This is a genomic window from Flavobacterium sp. (assembly GCF_017985075.1).
In the GTDB taxonomy this organism is placed as follows: Bacteria; Bacteroidota; Bacteroidia; order Flavobacteriales; family Flavobacteriaceae; genus Flavobacterium.
In genome coordinates this window covers 73,417-90,266 of record NZ_JAGNYF010000001.1, presented here as the reverse complement: position 1 = coordinate 90,266, position 16,850 = coordinate 73,417, and the positions used below count along the sequence as shown (strand labels likewise).

Here is a 16,850-nt window from a genome sequence, read left to right as displayed (position 1 = left end):
TTGGCAAGAGTTTTTTTTTATCTAATAACTAAAACGGCAATACAATTTTAAGTAAATTTGTAGCAGTATATAAAACAAAATGGAAGTTGACTATCTTATTATTGGTTCAGGTTTAGCAGGAATTTCTTTTGCAGAAACGTGTTTGTTACACCATAAAAAAATAATGGTAGTGAATGACACCTCTCAAAATTCAACAACTATAGCTGGAGGTTTGTACAATCCAATTGTTTTAAAAAGATTCACAAAAATATGGGAAGCTGAAAACCAATTGGCTATTACAATTCCATTTTATAAAAATTTGGAAACAAAATTAGGCACAACATTTTTATATGAAATTCCGTTATTTCGTAAATTAAATAACATTGAAGAACAAAACAATTGGTTTACCGCGTCTGACAAACCTAACCTATCCAATTATTTAAGTAGTGAATTAAATACTTTAAATAACGAAGCTATAGTAAGTAATTATAAATTCGGAAAAGTGAATGAAACAGGTTTCTTGGATACTAAAAAATTAAAAGAAAACTATACCAATTACTTAGTAGTAGAAAATTGCTATTTAGAAGAAACTTTAGATTATTCTAAGTTAGTAATCAAAGATGATCAGATTGAATATAAAGATATAAGAGCCAAACAAATTGTATTCGCAGAAGGTTTTGGTTTACATAACAATCCCTATTTTAATAATTTACCTTTGGATGGCACAAAAGGAGAACTTTTAATTATTAAATCCGAAAATCTAAATTTAAATGAGATAATAAATTCAAGTATATGGATTTTACCTTTAGGAAATCATTTATACAAAGTAGGCGCCACATATGATTGGGAAGACAAAACCAATCAAAAAACCGAAAAAGCTAAAACAGAATTACTTACCCATTTAAAAGAAGTGATTTCTTGCGACTTTGAAGTTATAGATCATTTAGCAGGAGTACGACCAACTGTAAAAGACAGAAGACCACTTTTAGGAAAACACCATCTACACAACCACTTATATATTTTAAACGGATTAGGAACTCGTGGTGTGCTTTTTGCGCCGTATTTATCAGATAAGTTATATCAATATATTGAAAATGGAATCCCATTAGATAATGAAATTTCAATAGAAAGATGTTATAAAAAACTATTTAGATAAGTTTTCTTTCCAATTTTTATCAAAGTGAATAAATATATTGATCCAGATATTTCTTGACATTCGCATAATAAGGGTATTGCTTAAAATTAAAGCAACAACAATTGAAATAAAAGCCGTTTTTAAATTGGCTTGAAACACAAAATGCGAAACTAAAAAAGTAATAATTCCAATTAATACTCCAAGTCCATAACTTACAAACATGGCACCAAAAAAGAAAGAAGGCTCTATTTTATATACTTGTTTACAATGCGAACATCTTTCATGCATGGCATAAATCTTCAAAATATTAAAAGGGTTTGCGTTTAAATACATACTTTCTTCATGACATTTAGGACAACAACCCGTTATCATCGCATAAATTTTAGACCCTTTACCAAACATTTTTACTATTTTGATGTAAAGGTAAAATAAGTATAGTACTTTTGCACCTTATTAGAAAAAAACATGCTGAATATACATAATCTTTCTGTTTCCTTTGGTGGAACGTATTTATTTGAAGAAGTTACTTTTAGAATGGGCGCTGGCGACAGAGTCGGTTTAGTAGGTAAAAACGGAGCAGGAAAATCGACCATGTTGAAAATTTTAGCTGGCGATTTTAAACCAGATTCGGGACAAATTGCCACAGAAAAAGAGGTAAGAATTGGATTTTTACGACAAGATATCGATTTTGAAGCAGGAAGAACGGTTTTAGAAGAAGCGTATCAAGCGTTTACAGATATTAAAGAAGTTGAGAAAAAATTAGAGGAAATCAATCATCAATTGGTAACTAGAACCGATTATGAAAGTGAAGCGTATTCTCAAATTATTGAAGATTTATCAGATTACACTCATAGATTTGAACTTTTAGGAGGTTATAATTATGTGGGTGATACAGAAAAAATATTATTAGGTTTAGGATTTAAGCGAGACGTATTTAACAACCAAACAGAAACGTTTTCTGGAGGATGGCGTATGCGTATTGAATTGGCAAAACTATTGCTTCAAGCCAACGATATTCTCTTATTAGATGAACCTACCAATCACTTGGATATAGAAAGTATCATTTGGTTGGAAAGTTTTTTACGAAATTATCCTGGAGTAGTAGTTATTGTATCGCACGATAAAATGTTTTTAGACAATGTTACGAATCGTACTATAGAAATTTCATTAGGAAAAGCGTATGATTTCAATAAACCGTATTCGCAATATTTAGAATTACGTCATGAAATTCGTGAAAAACAATTGGCGACTCAAAAAAATCAAGCCAAGAAAATTGAAGAAACCGAAAAATTAATTGAAAAATTTAGAGCCAAAGCTTCTAAAGCCTCGATGGCACAATCTTTAATAAAAAAATTAGATAAGGTAGAACGAATTGAAGTGGATGAAGACGACAATTCCGTGATGAATATTTCATTTCCCGTTTCAAAAGTACCTGGAAGAGTAGTTATCGAAGCCGAACACGTAACAAAAGCCTATGGAGACAATACGATTTTAAAAGACATTTCACTTTTAGTGGAACGTGGTAGTAAAATTGCATTTGTAGGTCAGAACGGGCAAGGAAAATCGACTTTTATAAAAGCAATTGTGAACGAATTTGAATTTGAAGGTTCCATAAAATTAGGTCATAATGTTCAAGTGGGTTATTTTGCACAAAATCAGGCAGAGTATTTAGATGGTGAGATTACGTTATTGCAAACCATGGAAGATGCCGCAACGGATACCAATAGAGCAAAAGTTAGAGATATGCTGGGGTCGTTTTTGTTTCGTGGTGATGATGTGGAGAAAAAAGTAAAAGTACTTTCTGGAGGCGAAAGAAACCGTTTGGCTTTATGTAAATTATTATTACAACCCATTAACGTTTTGGTAATGGATGAGCCAACTAATCACTTAGATATTAAATCAAAAAATGTTTTAAAAGCCGCACTTCAAAAATATGAAGGCACGCTCCTACTCGTTTCTCACGATAGGGATTTTTTACAAGACATGTCGAATTTGGTGTATGAATTTAAAGATCAAAAAATTAAAGAATATTTAGGCGATATCAATTACTTTTTAGAACAACGCAATTTAGAAAACATGCGTGAAGTTGAAAAAAAGGATATTGAGAAAAAAGAAGATTCTGCTAACCAAAATTCTAAAGCTTCTTACGAAGACCAAAAGAAAAACAAATCGTTACAAAATAGATTATCAAAAATTGAAAGTCAAATTAAACAATTAGAAATTGACATTCAAAGCGATGATAAAGAATTAGCTTCAAATTACGACAAACATATAGAAAACGCATCTTTTTTCACAGCGTACAACAAGAAAAAATCGGAATTAGATAAACTACTTTCAGATTGGGAAATGGTTCAGGAGGAAATTGATAATTTGGTTTAAAAAATAATTCCAAAACGTTTTACAATTCAATGAAAAAAAAGATGCTTTCAGCATGACAAGATTGTGTTGACTTTCTTTTGTTTTGAAAACGGATTTGCGTTAGTGATGGGAACGGCATCCTTTTTTATTTTGTTGCCTTCGAGTGCCTCAGGCAACAAAACAACTATTATTTATGAAAGTAAACGTTATCTGAGGTTCTCGAAGATAACTTTTACGACTAAAGAAAGGCAACAAAATTAAAAAGATATAGTGGACAGCACGACCTGAAAGGGAACGCCCAATCTTTGGACAAGCTCAGGATAACAATTAAAACTATAGAAAACAAAAAAGAGTCCCGATTTCTCGAGACTCTTTTTTTATTTGTAACTTTAAGTAAATTATTTCACTAAAGTCATTTCGTCTACAATGTGTTTTGCACCAGAGAAATTTTCAATTACCCAAAGCACATAACGAATATCTACGTTAATTGTTCTTTGTAACTTTTGATCAAAAATAACATCTCCAGCCATCGCTTCAATGTTTCCATCAAAAGCCAAACCGATTAATTCTCCTTTTCCGTTTAATACTGGAGAACCTGAGTTACCACCTGTAATATCGTTGTCGGTTAAGAAACAAACGTGTAAAGAACCATCTTTATCTGCATAACGACCGAATTCTTTTTTAGCATTCATGTCTAATACTTTTGAAGGTAAATCGAATTCTAAATCACCTTTTTTGTATTTTTTTACTTGTCCCGCTAAAGTGGTGTAATTATTTACAGTTGCATCATTTCTTTTATCAGCTGGTAATGAACGAACTTTTCCATACGTTAAACGTAACGTTGAATTCGCATCTGGATATAAAGTAGTACCAATTTTAGATTCTCTTAAACCTTCAACTAATAAACGGAAAGACGCACCAAAATCGTTTTGCGCTTTCATTAACTCGTCACTTCTTTTACCAATATGTGCTGTTAAATCATTTGATAAAACATATAAAGGGTCGCTTGTTAAAGTTACATCGTTTGGATTTGCTAAGTAAGCTTTAATTTTTTCAATTGAAGTAAAAATACTTGCATCAAAAGCTGAAGCTACATAATTTGTAAAATCACCATTATTTTCTTTTGCTAATTTTTCTACTGTTGGCGCTAATGCATAACCTGCTTTTTTAGCGTATAAAGCCAACTGAGCAGCTAATATATCTTTTTCAGCAGGAATATGTAATTCCTTAAACATTTCGTTTGCCATCTCTTCAATAGCTGGAGCCATTTCAGTGCGTTTAGCTGCATCTGCTTTAGTATACATTTCTAATTGTCTTCCTAAAGATCTGCTAATTGTTCCAAAAGCAGACGTTCTGAATAACTGTTGTAAATAATTGTCATGACGCGATTTTTCATTCGTCATGTCATAATATTTGTTGATTGTAGCTACAACATTACCGTATTTAGCTTGATTGGCTGGTTGATTTGCCCAAGTATTAAATTTAGCTTCTTGAGCTGCTTTAGATTTTGCTGTTCCAAATTTTGTTAAGGCATCTATCATACCTTGACGGTTTTTCCAGTAATTCGCAACTCCTGCAAATTTAGAAGCATACACTAAATTTAAAGCATCAGATTGAACCATATATTTTTTCATATTGTCCATTCCAGTTTTAGAACCTTCTACCCAAGCAGGGTATGCAAATTTTACGTTTTGCTCAATTCCACCAGCTGGCATCCAACGATTTGTACGACCTGGATATCCTAAAATCATAGCAAAATCGTTTTCTTTAACACCGCTTAAATTAACTGGCAAGTGATGTTTAGGGTTTAACGGAACATTGTTTACAGAATATTCTGCTGGATTTCCGTTAGCGTCTGCATAAATTCTAAACATAGAAAAATCTGCAGTATGACGTGGCCATTCCCAGTTGTCTGTATCTCCACCAAATTTTCCTAAGCTTTCTGGAGGCGTACCTACTAAACGAACATCTTTATAATCTTGATATACGAAATAGTAATATTCATTTCCTTGAAAAAATGGACGAACTGAAACGGTATATTTTCCGCCTTCATTGTTTTCTTTTTCAATTTTAGCAATTTCTTGATTGATTGCTTTTTCTCTTTCAGCTTCACTCATTCCTGGTGTCACAACTGATAAAATTCTTTTTGAACAATCGTCCATACGAACAAAGAAACGCACAAATAAACTCGAAGGTTTTAATTCTTCTTTTCTATTTGCTGCCCAATATCCGTCTTTTAAATAATTTTTTTCTGCTGATGATAATTCTGCAATCGCATCATATCCACAGTGATGATTGGTTAATACCAAACCATCTTTTGAGATTAATTCTGCGGTACAACCGCCGTTAAACTGCACAATAGCATCTTTTAAACTGTGGTTGTTAATGCTGTAAATTTCTTGTGGAGTTAATTGTAATCCCATTTTTTGCATATCGCGGTGATTTAAACGTTCAATGAACATTAAAAACCACATACCTTCATCTGCTTTAACGCTCATTGGCATCAGCATAATTCCAGCAACTAAGGATAAAATAATTTTTTTCATAATTTGATAATTTAAATTTAAAATCTTTACGGATTTTATAAAATAGTTTCTTTTTTGTGATGCGAATATACTTTATTTTTAAAATAAAATCTAAAATTTATGTAATCAATAAAAGTTGTTAAGAAAATTTTAACTTTTTACATAAAAAAAGCGTTTTGAAAACCAAATCGCTTTTAAAATATTAATTTTCCACATTTAACATTTTCCACAATTTATCTTTCAATTCTGTTAATCCTTGTTGGGCAACAGATGAAATAAACATATAATCTAAACCTTTAAGTTCTTTATCTAATTGTTGTTTCATTTCTTTTTGTAATTCGTCGTCTAACATATCGCATTTAGAAATCACTAACAACCTGTCTTTATCTAACATTTCTGGATTATATCGTCTTAATTCATCAAGAAGAATTTCGTATTCTTTCTTTATGTCATCTGCATCCGCAGGAACTAAAAATAATAACGTAGAATTTCTTTCAATATGTCTTAAAAAATAATGCCCTAACCCTTTACCTTCGGCTGCACCTTCAATAATTCCAGGAATATCTGCAATTACAAAGGATTGAAAATCTCTGTAAGCAACAATTCCTAAATTTGGCTTTAAAGTAGTAAATGCATAATCTGCAATTTTTGGTTTTGCAGAAGTTAAAACAGATAATAAAGTCGATTTTCCAGCATTTGGAAAACCTACTAATCCTACATCCGCTAGAACTTTTAATTCTAAAATAACATCAACTTCCTCACCAGGTATTCCAGGTTGTGCATAACGAGGCGTTTGGTTAGTAGAACTTCTGAAATTCCAGTTACCTAAACCACCTTTACCGCCACGAGCTAAAATTTTTGTTTCGCCATCTTCTGTAATTTCGAATAATATTTCACCCGTTTCTTTGTCTTTTATTACTGTCCCTAAAGGAACTTCTATAAATTTATCTTCTCCATCATGTCCGGTACTTCTACTGCTCCCTCCATCTCCACCGTGACCTGATTTCACATGTCGCAAAAATTTCAAATGAAACAAGGTCCATAAATTTTTACTACCTTTAATAATCACATGACCACCACGACCACCGTCTCCACCATCTGGACCACCTTTTTCAATAAATTTTTCTCTGTGTAAGTGAGAAGAACCCTTACCACCTTTACCAGATGCAACATATATTTTTACGTAGTCTACGAAATTTCCTTCAGTCATTTTCTTGTATTTTAGCTTTCAGTTGTAAAACCAACTGAAACCATTCTAAATTATTAATTTTTAATTTTTATGCAGACTAAAAACTGCGAATGCAACTACTTATTCCGTAAGTGCTTTTATTAAAATTTTATCAATTTTAACGCCATCCATATCCATCACTTCAAATTCTAATTTATTCCATATTAGCTTTTCGCCTTGTTTTGGAATACTACCTAATTCCGTAATAATCAAACCACTAACAGTAGTAACCTCGTAATCATTAAGCATATCATCTAAATCGAAATACGTCATAAAATCGTGTAATGAATATTGTCCATCCACTAACCAAGTTCCGTCTTCTCTTGCCAGTAATTGATATTCTTCATCAGAAAAATCGGCTGCGTCACCTACTAATGCTTCTAAAATGTCATTTAATGTAATAATTCCTTGAAAAACGCCATATTCATCTGTAACCAATGCATAATGAATTTTAGACTTTTTAAAATTTTCTAATGCTTTATAAGCCGAAGTATGTTCAATAAAATATACCGGCTCAATCATAATTTTCTGTAAATCGAAATCGCCTTTTTCAATATTTGCAAATAAATCTTTTAATAAAACTACGCCTATAACTTCATCCAAATTTTCATTACAAACAGGATATACAGAATGCAACTCGTCTAAAATTTTTGCTTTTAATTCTTCATAACTTTCATCTAAAGCCAAATAAACAATGCTTTTTCTGTGCGTCATTAAAGAATTTACTTTTCTATCGCCAATATGAAATACGCGTTCCACAATATCTTGCTCAATTTCTTGAACTTCTCCTACTTCAGTACCTTCTTTAATAATGGCTTTTATTTCTTCTTCAGTAACCTTGCCATCTGCGGTTGGTTTTATCTTAAATATTTTTAAAATAAAATCTGTAGAAGTAGTTAATAACCATATAAATGGTGCTGTAACAATAGACATTACTTTCATTGGAACGGCTACAGACTTAGCAATGGTTTCAGGATAATTTAGCCCAATTCTTTTTGGTAATAATTCGCCAAATACTAAGGAAAAGAAAGTTAAAATCACAACAACAACACTAACTGCTAAAGTGTGAGCATATGGAAAAGTTAATGTATAGGTTGCAAAAAAAGTTTCAACATCTGTTGTTATTTTATCGCCAGAATAAATACCAGTTAAAATACCAATTAAGGTAATACCAATTTGTACCGTAGACAAAAATTTGTTAGGTGAATTGGCTAAATCTAAAGCTGTTTTTGCACTCGTGTTGCCTTTTTTGGCGGCGGTTTCTAACCTATTTTTTCTTGCTGATATGAGTGCGATCTCTGACATAGAGAAAATTCCATTGAGCAGTATCAACAAGAATATTATGACTATTTCCAATTTTTATATAGTTGAATTAAATGCAATGTACTTAAAATTTATCGATTATTGTACTTAATCGTTCTGTAATTTCTTCAATCGAACCTATTCCATTTACAGCATAAAACTTTCCTTGTGCCTCGTAATACGACATTAAAGGTGCTGTTTTTTCGTTATATTCTTGGTATCTGTTTCTAATTTTTTCTTCGTCTTGATCGTCTGGTCTGCCTGAAGTTTTTCCTCTTTCTAACAAACGTTTTACTAAAATTTCATCATCTGCTTCTAATGCAACTGTTGCTGTAATTTCTTCGTTTTTTGACGTTAAAAAAGCATCTAAAGCTTCTGCTTGAGCAATTGTTCTTGGAAAACCATCAAACAAAAAACCTCTTGATTGACTGTTTTTTTCTACTTCACTTTGTAACATTTGAATGGTAACAGAATCTGGAACCAAATCACCTTTATCCATATAGGTTTTGGCCAATAAGCCCAATTCTGTTTCGTTTTTAATGTTAAATCTAAAAATATCGCCTGTAGATAAATGCGTTAACGAATATTTTTCTTTTAAAAATTCTGCTTGAGTTCCTTTACCAGCGCCTGGTTTTCCGAATAAAACAATATTAATCATTGTGTTGTTAAAGTTAAAATAAACCACAAATTTACAAACTATTAAACATATAAAAACATTATTATGTGTTTTTTTAAAAATTGATTATTTTTACATCGATGGATCAAGCATTTTATAAACTGCTATCGGAAAGTACTGCACATCGAATAAGTCGAGAATTTATTCGCGATTATGTATTTCAACATCCAGAAAAATTGCAATATTTATTGGAAATTGGTCTTAATGAAAAAGATAAAATTCATAATAAAGCGTGTTGGTCATTAGAATTAATTTTCGAAATTAAATTAGAACTAATTCTACCATATATTAATGAATTTATAGAAAAAATAGGGCAATACAAAAATCATTCTGCTATTAGACCCGTTTCTAAAATATGTTTGTTTTTATCGAAATCGAAAACAATAAAACTAACAGAAAACCAAGAAACAAAAATTATTGAAACCTGTTTAGACTGGTTAATTCGGGATGAAAAAGTAGCAGCAAAGGCATACTCTATGAGAACTTTGTATCACTTCGGAAAAAAGCATCTATGGATTAACGAAACACTAAAAACGATACTTTCACAAGACTATTTTAAACATTCCGCAGCGTATCGAGCGGCTGCAAAAGATATTTTAGAAAAACTAAAATAACGGCTAATTGCGAAACAAATTCAAATTAGTATCTTTGCACAAACACAACAACAACAACAACAACAACAACAACTAATGAATTATTTTTCTTCAGATTTTAAATTAGGTATTTTAGGTGGCGGTCAATTGGGTAAAATGCTTTTGACAGAAACCCGAAAATTTGATATCACTACTTTCGTTTTAGACCCAAGTAACGAAGCGCCAGCGCAGTATGGAGCAACTAAATTTTTTGTTGGAAGTTTGTTAGATTACGAAACCGTTTACCAATTTGGTAAAATGTGTGATGCCCTTACCATTGAAATTGAAAATGTAAATTTAGACGCATTAGAAAAATTGGAAGAAGAAGGACATATTGTATATCCATCACCTAAAACCTTAAGATTAATTCAGAATAAAGGAAAACAAAAAGATTTTTATGTTGAAAACAATATTCCAACATCAAAACACCAGCGTTTTGTAGATTTAAATGATTTAAAAAAAGCATTAGAAAAAGACGAATTAGAATTTCCTTTTGTTTGGAAATGCGCCCAATTTGGATATGATGGAAATGGCGTGAAAATTTGTCGTTCTACAATGGATTTATTACATTTACCTGAAGTAGAATGCATTGCAGAAGAAATGGTACCGTTTAAAAATGAGTTAGCCGTGATTGTTGCCCGAAATGCATACGGTGATATTAAAACCTATCCTGTTGTGGAAATGGAATTTCATCCAGAAGCCAATCAGGTGGAATATGTAATTTGTCCAGCCAGAATTGATGAAAAAGTAGCACAATTAGCAATTGAAATAGCACTTCAAGTTTCAAAAGCCTTTAATCATATTGGTTTATTAGCTGTAGAAATGTTTCAAACAGAAAACGACGATATTTTAGTAAACGAAGTCGCGCCAAGACCACATAATTCAGGACATCACACTATTGAAGCAAGTTATACTTCGCAATTTGAAAACCATTTGCGTTCGGTGTTAAACTTACCTTTAGGAAATACAGATAGTAAAGTAGCTGGAATTATGGTAAATTTGGTGGGTGAAGAAGGCTTTTCTGGACCTGTAATTTATGAAAACATCGAAAAAATAATGGCAATTGATGGCGTGACACCTCATATTTATGGTAAAAAAGAAACAAGACCATTCAGAAAAATGGGACACGTTACGATTGTAAATGAAGATATGGCAGCAGCCAGAAAAATTGCCGAAGAAGTAAAGAATTCAATTAGAGTAATTAGTGAAGTAAAATAAACACAGATTTCACAAATTAACACAAATTAAATCTGTGAAAATCTGTGAAATCTGTGTTCAAAAAAATAAAAATTATGAGTAAAGTAGCCATTATAATGGGAAGCATTTCGGATATGCCAGTGATGCAAGAAGCCATAGACATTTTAAAAGGATTTGATATTGAAACCGAAGTAGATATTGTTTCGGCACACAGAACACCAGAAAAGTTATTCGATTTTAGTAAAAATGCGCACACTCGTGGAATTTCAGTAATTATTGCTGGCGCAGGTGGTGCGGCACATTTACCTGGAATGGTAGCGTCTATGAGTCCGCTTCCTGTAATTGGAGTGCCTGTAAAATCAAGTAATTCTATTGATGGATGGGATTCTGTTTTATCTATTCTACAAATGCCAGGCGGAGTTCCCGTAGCAACCGTAGCTTTAAACGGTTCAAAAAACGCTGGAATTTTAGCCGCACAAATTATAGGTAGTTCAGATAAATGTGTATTAGATAAAATTATTTTCTATAAAGAAAGTCTGAAAGAAGCTGTAAATAAAGCAGCATCTGAATTGAAAAAATAAAATTAAACCATTAAGAGATTAAGAAAAATTAAGATTTTGGTTAGCCATTTTGCTTAATGAAACTTAATCTCTTAATGGTTAAAAAACATAAAAACAATTAGTTATAATGAAAATCTTAACCTCAAAATTCAATACCAAACATAACACTGCACCATTTTCGCAAATAAAATTAGAAGATTACAAACCCGCATTTATTGAAAATATTAGCAAAGCAAAAGCCGAAATTGATGCCATAATTACGAATTCTGAAACACCTACTTTTGAAAATACTATCGAAGCATTAGATTTTTCGGGTGAAAATTTAGATAGATTATCGTCTATATTTTTCAACTTAAATTCTGCGGAAACTTCAGATGAAATGCAAAAAATCGCACAAGAAGTTACGCCATTACTAACAGAATTTGGAAACGACATAGCTTTAAACGAAGATTTATTTAAAAAAGTGAAATACGTTTATGAAAATAAAAACAATATAAATTTAACAACAGAACAAGCGACTTTACTTGATAAAAAATACAAAGGTTTTACTCGAAATGGAGCGTTACTTTCTGAAGATAAAAAAGTTCGATTAAGGGAAATTGATACCGAATTAGCTCAATTGCAATTGACTTTTGGTGAAAACACCTTAGCAGAAACCAATAATTTTGAATTACACATTACAAATGAACAGGATTTAAATGGGTTGCCTGAAGGCGCTAAAGAAGCTGCAGCTGATTTAGCCAAATCAAAAGAAAAAACAGGTTGGCTATTTACTTTAGATTTTCCAAGTTATATGCCATTTGTAACTTATATTGAAAATAGAGAATTAAGAAAAGAAATGGCAATTTCATTTGGTAAAAAAGCCTTTCAAAATAACGAATACAACAACGAAGAAATTACTATAAAAATTGTAGCGCTACGTCACGAACGTGCTAATTTATTAGGATACGAAACGCATGCGCATTTTGTTTTAGAAGAACGAATGGCTCAAAACCCAACAAAAGTAATTACTTTTTTAAATGATATTTTAGAAAAAGCCAAACCCGCTGCTAAAAAAGAATTTGAACAATTAGCTGCTTTTGCAAAAGAATTAGACGGAATTGAACAATTAGAAAAATGGGATAGCGCCTATTATTCAGAAAAATTGAAACAAAAATTATTCAATTTAGATGATGAAGCTTTAAAACCTTATTTCAAATTAGAAAATGTTTTAAACGGAGCATTTACAATTGCAGAAAAACTTTTTGGAATAACATTTAACGAAGTTTTTGACATTGACAAATACCATTCTGATGTGCAAACTTTTGAAGTTTTAGATGAAAATAAAAATTTAGTTGCGATATTTTACACCGATTTCTTTCCAAGAAAAGGCAAAAGAAATGGCGCATGGATGACCTCTTTCAAACCTCAATATATTAAAGACGGAACAAATGAAAGACCTCACGTTTCTAATGTGTGTAATTTCACGCCACCGACTGCTACAAAACCTTCTTTATTAACGTTCAATGAAGTGACGACTTTATTCCACGAATTCGGTCACGGTTTGCATGGTATGTTAGCAAACACTACCTACCCTAGCCTTTCGGGAACTTCAGTATTTTGGGATTTTGTAGAATTACCTTCTCAAGTAATGGAAAACTGGTGTTACGAACCAGAAGCCTTGGCTTTGTTTGCGAAACATTATGAAACAGGTAAAATTATTCCACAAGAATATGTGGAGAAAATTAAAGAATCGGCAAGTTTCTTAGAAGGAATGGCCACCTTACGCCAATTGAGTTTTGGTTTGTTAGATATGGAATATCATGGGAAAAACCAACCTATTGATAACATAAAATCGTTTGAAAAACAAGCCATGGGCGACACGTCATTATTTCCAGATGTTGCTGAAAATTGTATGAGCGTTTCGTTTTCACATATCTTTCAAGGTGGTTATTCTTCCGGATATTACAGTTATAAATGGGCGGAAGTTTTGGATGCCGATGCGTTTGCCTATTTTCAAGAAAAAGGCATTTTCAATAAAGAAGTCGCGACGAAATTTAAAGAAAATGTTTTGTCAAAAGGTGGTACCGAGCATCCAATGACGCTATATAAAAACTTTAGAGGACAAGAGCCAAATGCAGATGCTTTGCTGAAAAGAGCAGGATTGATTTAAATAAACATGATTTATTATGAGTAAAATTTGCTTTTTATATGTTCAAACAGCCAGCCAACAAAAAGATTATAATATTCCTTATCTTGATTTCAATAATTGGACAAGAATGGTCTCATTAAGCTATTTCATATCTAATGAATATTTAGAAAAAAAAACTGAATTTAGTGATTATATCATTAGACCATATGGTTTTTTAATTGAAAATGAAGCTTTTAATATTCATAAGATTAGTAATGAAATAGCTATTAACAAAGGAGTAATTATTAATGATTTATTTGATAAGATATTACCTGAATTTAATGAAGTTGATTTTTTTGTGGGTCATAATATAGACTTCCATTTAAATGTGTTAAGAAGTGAAATATTAAGAAATGGATATGAAAATCTTAATGTTAAAAATAAAATATGTTTAATGAAATATGGAGTTGATGAATGTAGATTAATAAATAAAAATGGCTACAAATATCCTTCATTAAATGAATTACTCACGAACTTAACTGGTAAAAAAAATGAGTTTTATGTTAATAACAGTAAAAACTCTTTAAAAGCTATTGAAACTTGTTATGAAATATTATTTAAAAAAAATATTTTTAAAAATCTTAATCTAAAACCTGATATTTCATTTGAATTATTAGACATTCCGTTTAAAAAAGATAATTTTCCAACCGTAAAATTTCTAACTATTAAGATTAATGAAAATGATAAATTTGACATTTATTTAAATAAAACCAAATTATATGAAAATATTTATGAACTAATTATTGACGAAAGATGGGGTTTTTATTCATTTAAAAAAAGTTTAACTAATAAAGAAACTGAATATTACATCATAGACTATAGAGGAATTCAAATACTAAAAACATTAAATAGAAATATTTCATATGGTTTTTATGGAGATAATGATGAACCAGGAATTTGGATTAATGGAAAACTATTTATAAATGTAACATTTTATATAAATGGCTTATTTCTACATAATACTAAAAAAATAATTTCGATTGTAGCCAACAAGGACAGAAAATTAATAGTTTTTAAGTTAAAAAAAGATTCAATTACTATAATTAATAATCTAAATGGTGAAATAATTTTTGAGAATAGAAATATCCTTTACGATATAAATTATGGTGGATTCTCTCTAAACTTTTTTATTGAAATACAGAATGATTTTGTAACTGTAATGAATTTCGATAAAACAATTATCAATAGATTCAGCATTAAAGGTAAGCTAATTAATAATTTTTTTGAAATACCCAAACATTTACTTTTTGAAGTTGATGGCAAAAAAGGAATTATTGATATATATGGGAAAGAAACTATAAGTCCAATATATGATTCCTTAACTTATTTAGATTTTGAAAGTAATTTAATAAGATATGAAACTAAATTAATCAAATATAAAAAGAAAGAAAAGTACGGTTTATTAAATTACAGAGGGGAATTAATTTTAGAATTTGATTATGACTTCGATATTGATGGTTTTGATGATGATAGTATTTTATTAAAAAATATAACCTCCAATTTATTTGGAGTATATCTGTTCAAAAAAAATATATTGATACCTCTTGAGTATGATAAGATTGAAGATAGTAAAAATTTATCAAAACTATCCGATGAAAATATTATTTATACTCTCAGTAATGATCTAAATGGAGAATTAGATTTTTATTTACTTTATAGAAAAAATAAAATAGGTTTATATTTTAAAGACTATAATTCTTTTATAGATTCTAAATTTAACCAATTTGAATTTGGAAAAAAATTTATAGTAACTCACGATTGCGATAAAAATCAAGGTTTATATGATTATTATGGAAAGTGCATATTAGAATGCGATTATAAATATTTATTTTTATATGAATATGGAGACATAAATCTAATTGAAATAGAAAGAGAAAATAAAATAGATTTATTAAATCTAATGAATTTAAATTATGAATATAAAGAATTAAATTACACTCGAAGAATTTTAAACAGTAATGAATTAATTCTTATCATAAATAAAAATGGTTTTATCAAATATAAAAATTTTAATAGTGGAATAGAAACAGATTTTATATTTACAGATGTAAAAGATATTTTCGAGATCAATAAATTCAAATTGGAGGAACACAGAAAATTTGTTAAAACATATTATCGCTTTAATGAAAATAGAATTGTTGTTTGTAAAAATAATAAATTTGGTTATTTAGATAAAGATTTAAACGAAGTCATAAAATGTAAATTCGATGATGCTAATATATTTATTAATGGAGCTGCGCTAGTTACAATTAGAGAAATTGGAGGATATTATATTGATCTATTTGGTCATGAAAGTTCTAAGTTGAAATAAATATTAACAGCTTTTTAATTTACCAACTTAATTTGTAAGTGATATCATAACGGTAATGTTAAATAATTTTTAATAACAAATAATTAGAGTTTTAGACATATTTAATAAATAATGGAAATCTAAACTTACAGTAAATAATTTAAATAAAGTAGTTAAAATATTAGAATTTCACAAAATTGACTCTTTACCAAAAGTTTTTATATAATCATACAAATGTTTTATTATTAAATCCTAATAATTACATATTTATAAGTTATAAAAGCATATAAGACTACGAATTTAGTTTATCTAATATAGAAATAGATTTTTCTAAAACACTATTTTGTTCATTCTTAATTTTGTCAATATATTGCCATTTAATATTTATATCATTTAATTCTTTGAGGTCATTTATAGTATCTTTAAAGTTATCTACAATTTCATTAGTTGCATCAATTAACTTATTGTGTTCATAAATAGTTAGAGGACTAATAAAAACATAAGCTTTTAATAATTGATATTTATGAAACATTATTAGATTTTCTAAATTTATTTCTAAACTTATTGACAAAACATAATTATAACTTTGTATTGGATATAGTGGAGGCATACTAATATATTTTTTTCGAATATAAAGTAAAAATTTAAATTTTACAAAAAAATCGGAAGAATTATCATATATATTTGGTTTTGCAAGAGAATAGTTAAATAAAGAAATTTAACGTAATTTTCATATTTAAGAGTTTAGTAAACAATTAAAATATAACTTTATCTAGTTCATAGCCATAAAAAACATAA

The 16,850-nt window shown here is 29.8% G+C and carries 13 protein-coding genes; 7 read left to right on the top strand and 6 right to left on the bottom strand.

The features are described 5' to 3' along the window. Nucleotides 1-79: 79 nt before the first annotated feature. Complete coding sequence (locus tag KA468_RS00390; protein ID WP_291240975.1) at nucleotides 80-1,135, top strand: FAD-dependent oxidoreductase; 1,056 nt, start codon at nucleotides 80-82, stop codon at nucleotides 1,133-1,135. Here KA468_RS00390 and KA468_RS00385 read toward each other — a convergent pair. Next, on the bottom strand, nucleotides 1,124-1,516 hold the full coding sequence (locus KA468_RS00385) for a DUF983 domain-containing protein (RefSeq protein WP_291240974.1): 393 nt from the start codon (nucleotides 1,514-1,516) through the stop codon (nucleotides 1,124-1,126). The genes KA468_RS00390 and KA468_RS00385 overlap by 12 nt on opposite strands. 63 nt (nucleotides 1,517-1,579) lie before the next feature. On the opposite strand from KA468_RS00385, the gene KA468_RS00380 reads away from it, so the two are divergent. Further along, nucleotides 1,580-3,493, top strand: coding sequence for an ATP-binding cassette domain-containing protein (locus KA468_RS00380; protein WP_291240973.1), 1,914 nt, complete (start codon nucleotides 1,580-1,582; stop codon nucleotides 3,491-3,493). Nucleotides 3,494-3,870: 377 nt separating this feature from the next. Here KA468_RS00380 and KA468_RS00375 read toward each other — a convergent pair whose 3' ends face one another. The 4 genes from KA468_RS00375 to KA468_RS00360 form a co-directional block, all read right to left on the bottom strand. Continuing rightward, nucleotides 3,871-6,018 carry a S46 family peptidase gene (locus KA468_RS00375; RefSeq protein ID WP_291240972.1) on the bottom strand — a complete coding sequence of 716 codons (2,148 nt, stop codon included), beginning with the start codon at nucleotides 6,016-6,018 and terminating at the stop codon, nucleotides 3,871-3,873. Between the two features lie 181 nt (nucleotides 6,019-6,199). After that, nucleotides 6,200-7,207 carry a GTPase ObgE gene (gene obgE, locus KA468_RS00370; protein ID WP_291240971.1) on the bottom strand — a complete coding sequence of 336 codons (1,008 nt, stop codon included), beginning with the start codon at nucleotides 7,205-7,207 and terminating at the stop codon, nucleotides 6,200-6,202. Nucleotides 7,208-7,306: 99 nt separating this feature from the next. Further along, a complete protein-coding gene (locus KA468_RS00365; protein ID WP_291240970.1) occupies nucleotides 7,307-8,581 on the bottom strand; it encodes a hemolysin family protein in 1,275 nt (424 codons plus the stop codon). Nucleotides 8,582-8,612: 31 nt separating this feature from the next. Then, complete coding sequence (locus KA468_RS00360; RefSeq protein ID WP_291240969.1) at nucleotides 8,613-9,185, bottom strand: adenylate kinase; 573 nt, start codon at nucleotides 9,183-9,185, stop codon at nucleotides 8,613-8,615. 80 nt (nucleotides 9,186-9,265) lie between these two features. Here KA468_RS00360 and KA468_RS00355 point away from each other — a divergent pair, with 80 nt between their 5' ends. The 5 genes from KA468_RS00355 (at nucleotide 9,266) to KA468_RS00335 (ending at nucleotide 16,073) form a co-directional block, all read left to right on the top strand. Then, a complete protein-coding gene (locus KA468_RS00355; protein ID WP_291240968.1) occupies nucleotides 9,266-9,817 on the top strand; it encodes a hypothetical protein in 552 nt (183 codons plus the stop codon). A 75-nt stretch (nucleotides 9,818-9,892) separates the two neighbouring features. Further along, a complete protein-coding gene (locus KA468_RS00350; RefSeq protein ID WP_291240967.1) occupies nucleotides 9,893-11,053 on the top strand; it encodes a 5-(carboxyamino)imidazole ribonucleotide synthase in 1,161 nt (386 codons plus the stop codon). Nucleotides 11,054-11,127: 74 nt separating this feature from the next. Beyond that, nucleotides 11,128-11,613, top strand: a complete 486-nt coding sequence (gene purE / locus KA468_RS00345; RefSeq protein ID WP_291240966.1) for a 5-(carboxyamino)imidazole ribonucleotide mutase — start codon at nucleotides 11,128-11,130, stop codon at nucleotides 11,611-11,613. 106 nt (nucleotides 11,614-11,719) lie between these two features. Next, nucleotides 11,720-13,744: a M3 family metallopeptidase gene (locus KA468_RS00340; RefSeq protein WP_291240965.1), complete on the top strand. Its 2,025-nt coding sequence runs from the start codon at nucleotides 11,720-11,722 to the stop codon at nucleotides 13,742-13,744. A 16-nt stretch (nucleotides 13,745-13,760) separates the two neighbouring features. Next, complete coding sequence (locus KA468_RS00335) at nucleotides 13,761-16,073, top strand: WG repeat-containing protein (protein WP_291240964.1); 2,313 nt, start codon at nucleotides 13,761-13,763, stop codon at nucleotides 16,071-16,073. Between the two features lie 271 nt (nucleotides 16,074-16,344). On the opposite strand, the gene KA468_RS00330 is transcribed toward KA468_RS00335, so the two are convergent. Continuing rightward, the gene (locus KA468_RS00330; protein WP_291240963.1) at nucleotides 16,345-16,662 is read right to left on the bottom strand and encodes a hypothetical protein; all 318 of its coding nucleotides are present in this window, start codon (nucleotides 16,660-16,662) and stop codon (nucleotides 16,345-16,347) included. Nucleotides 16,663-16,850 lie beyond the last annotated feature (188 nt).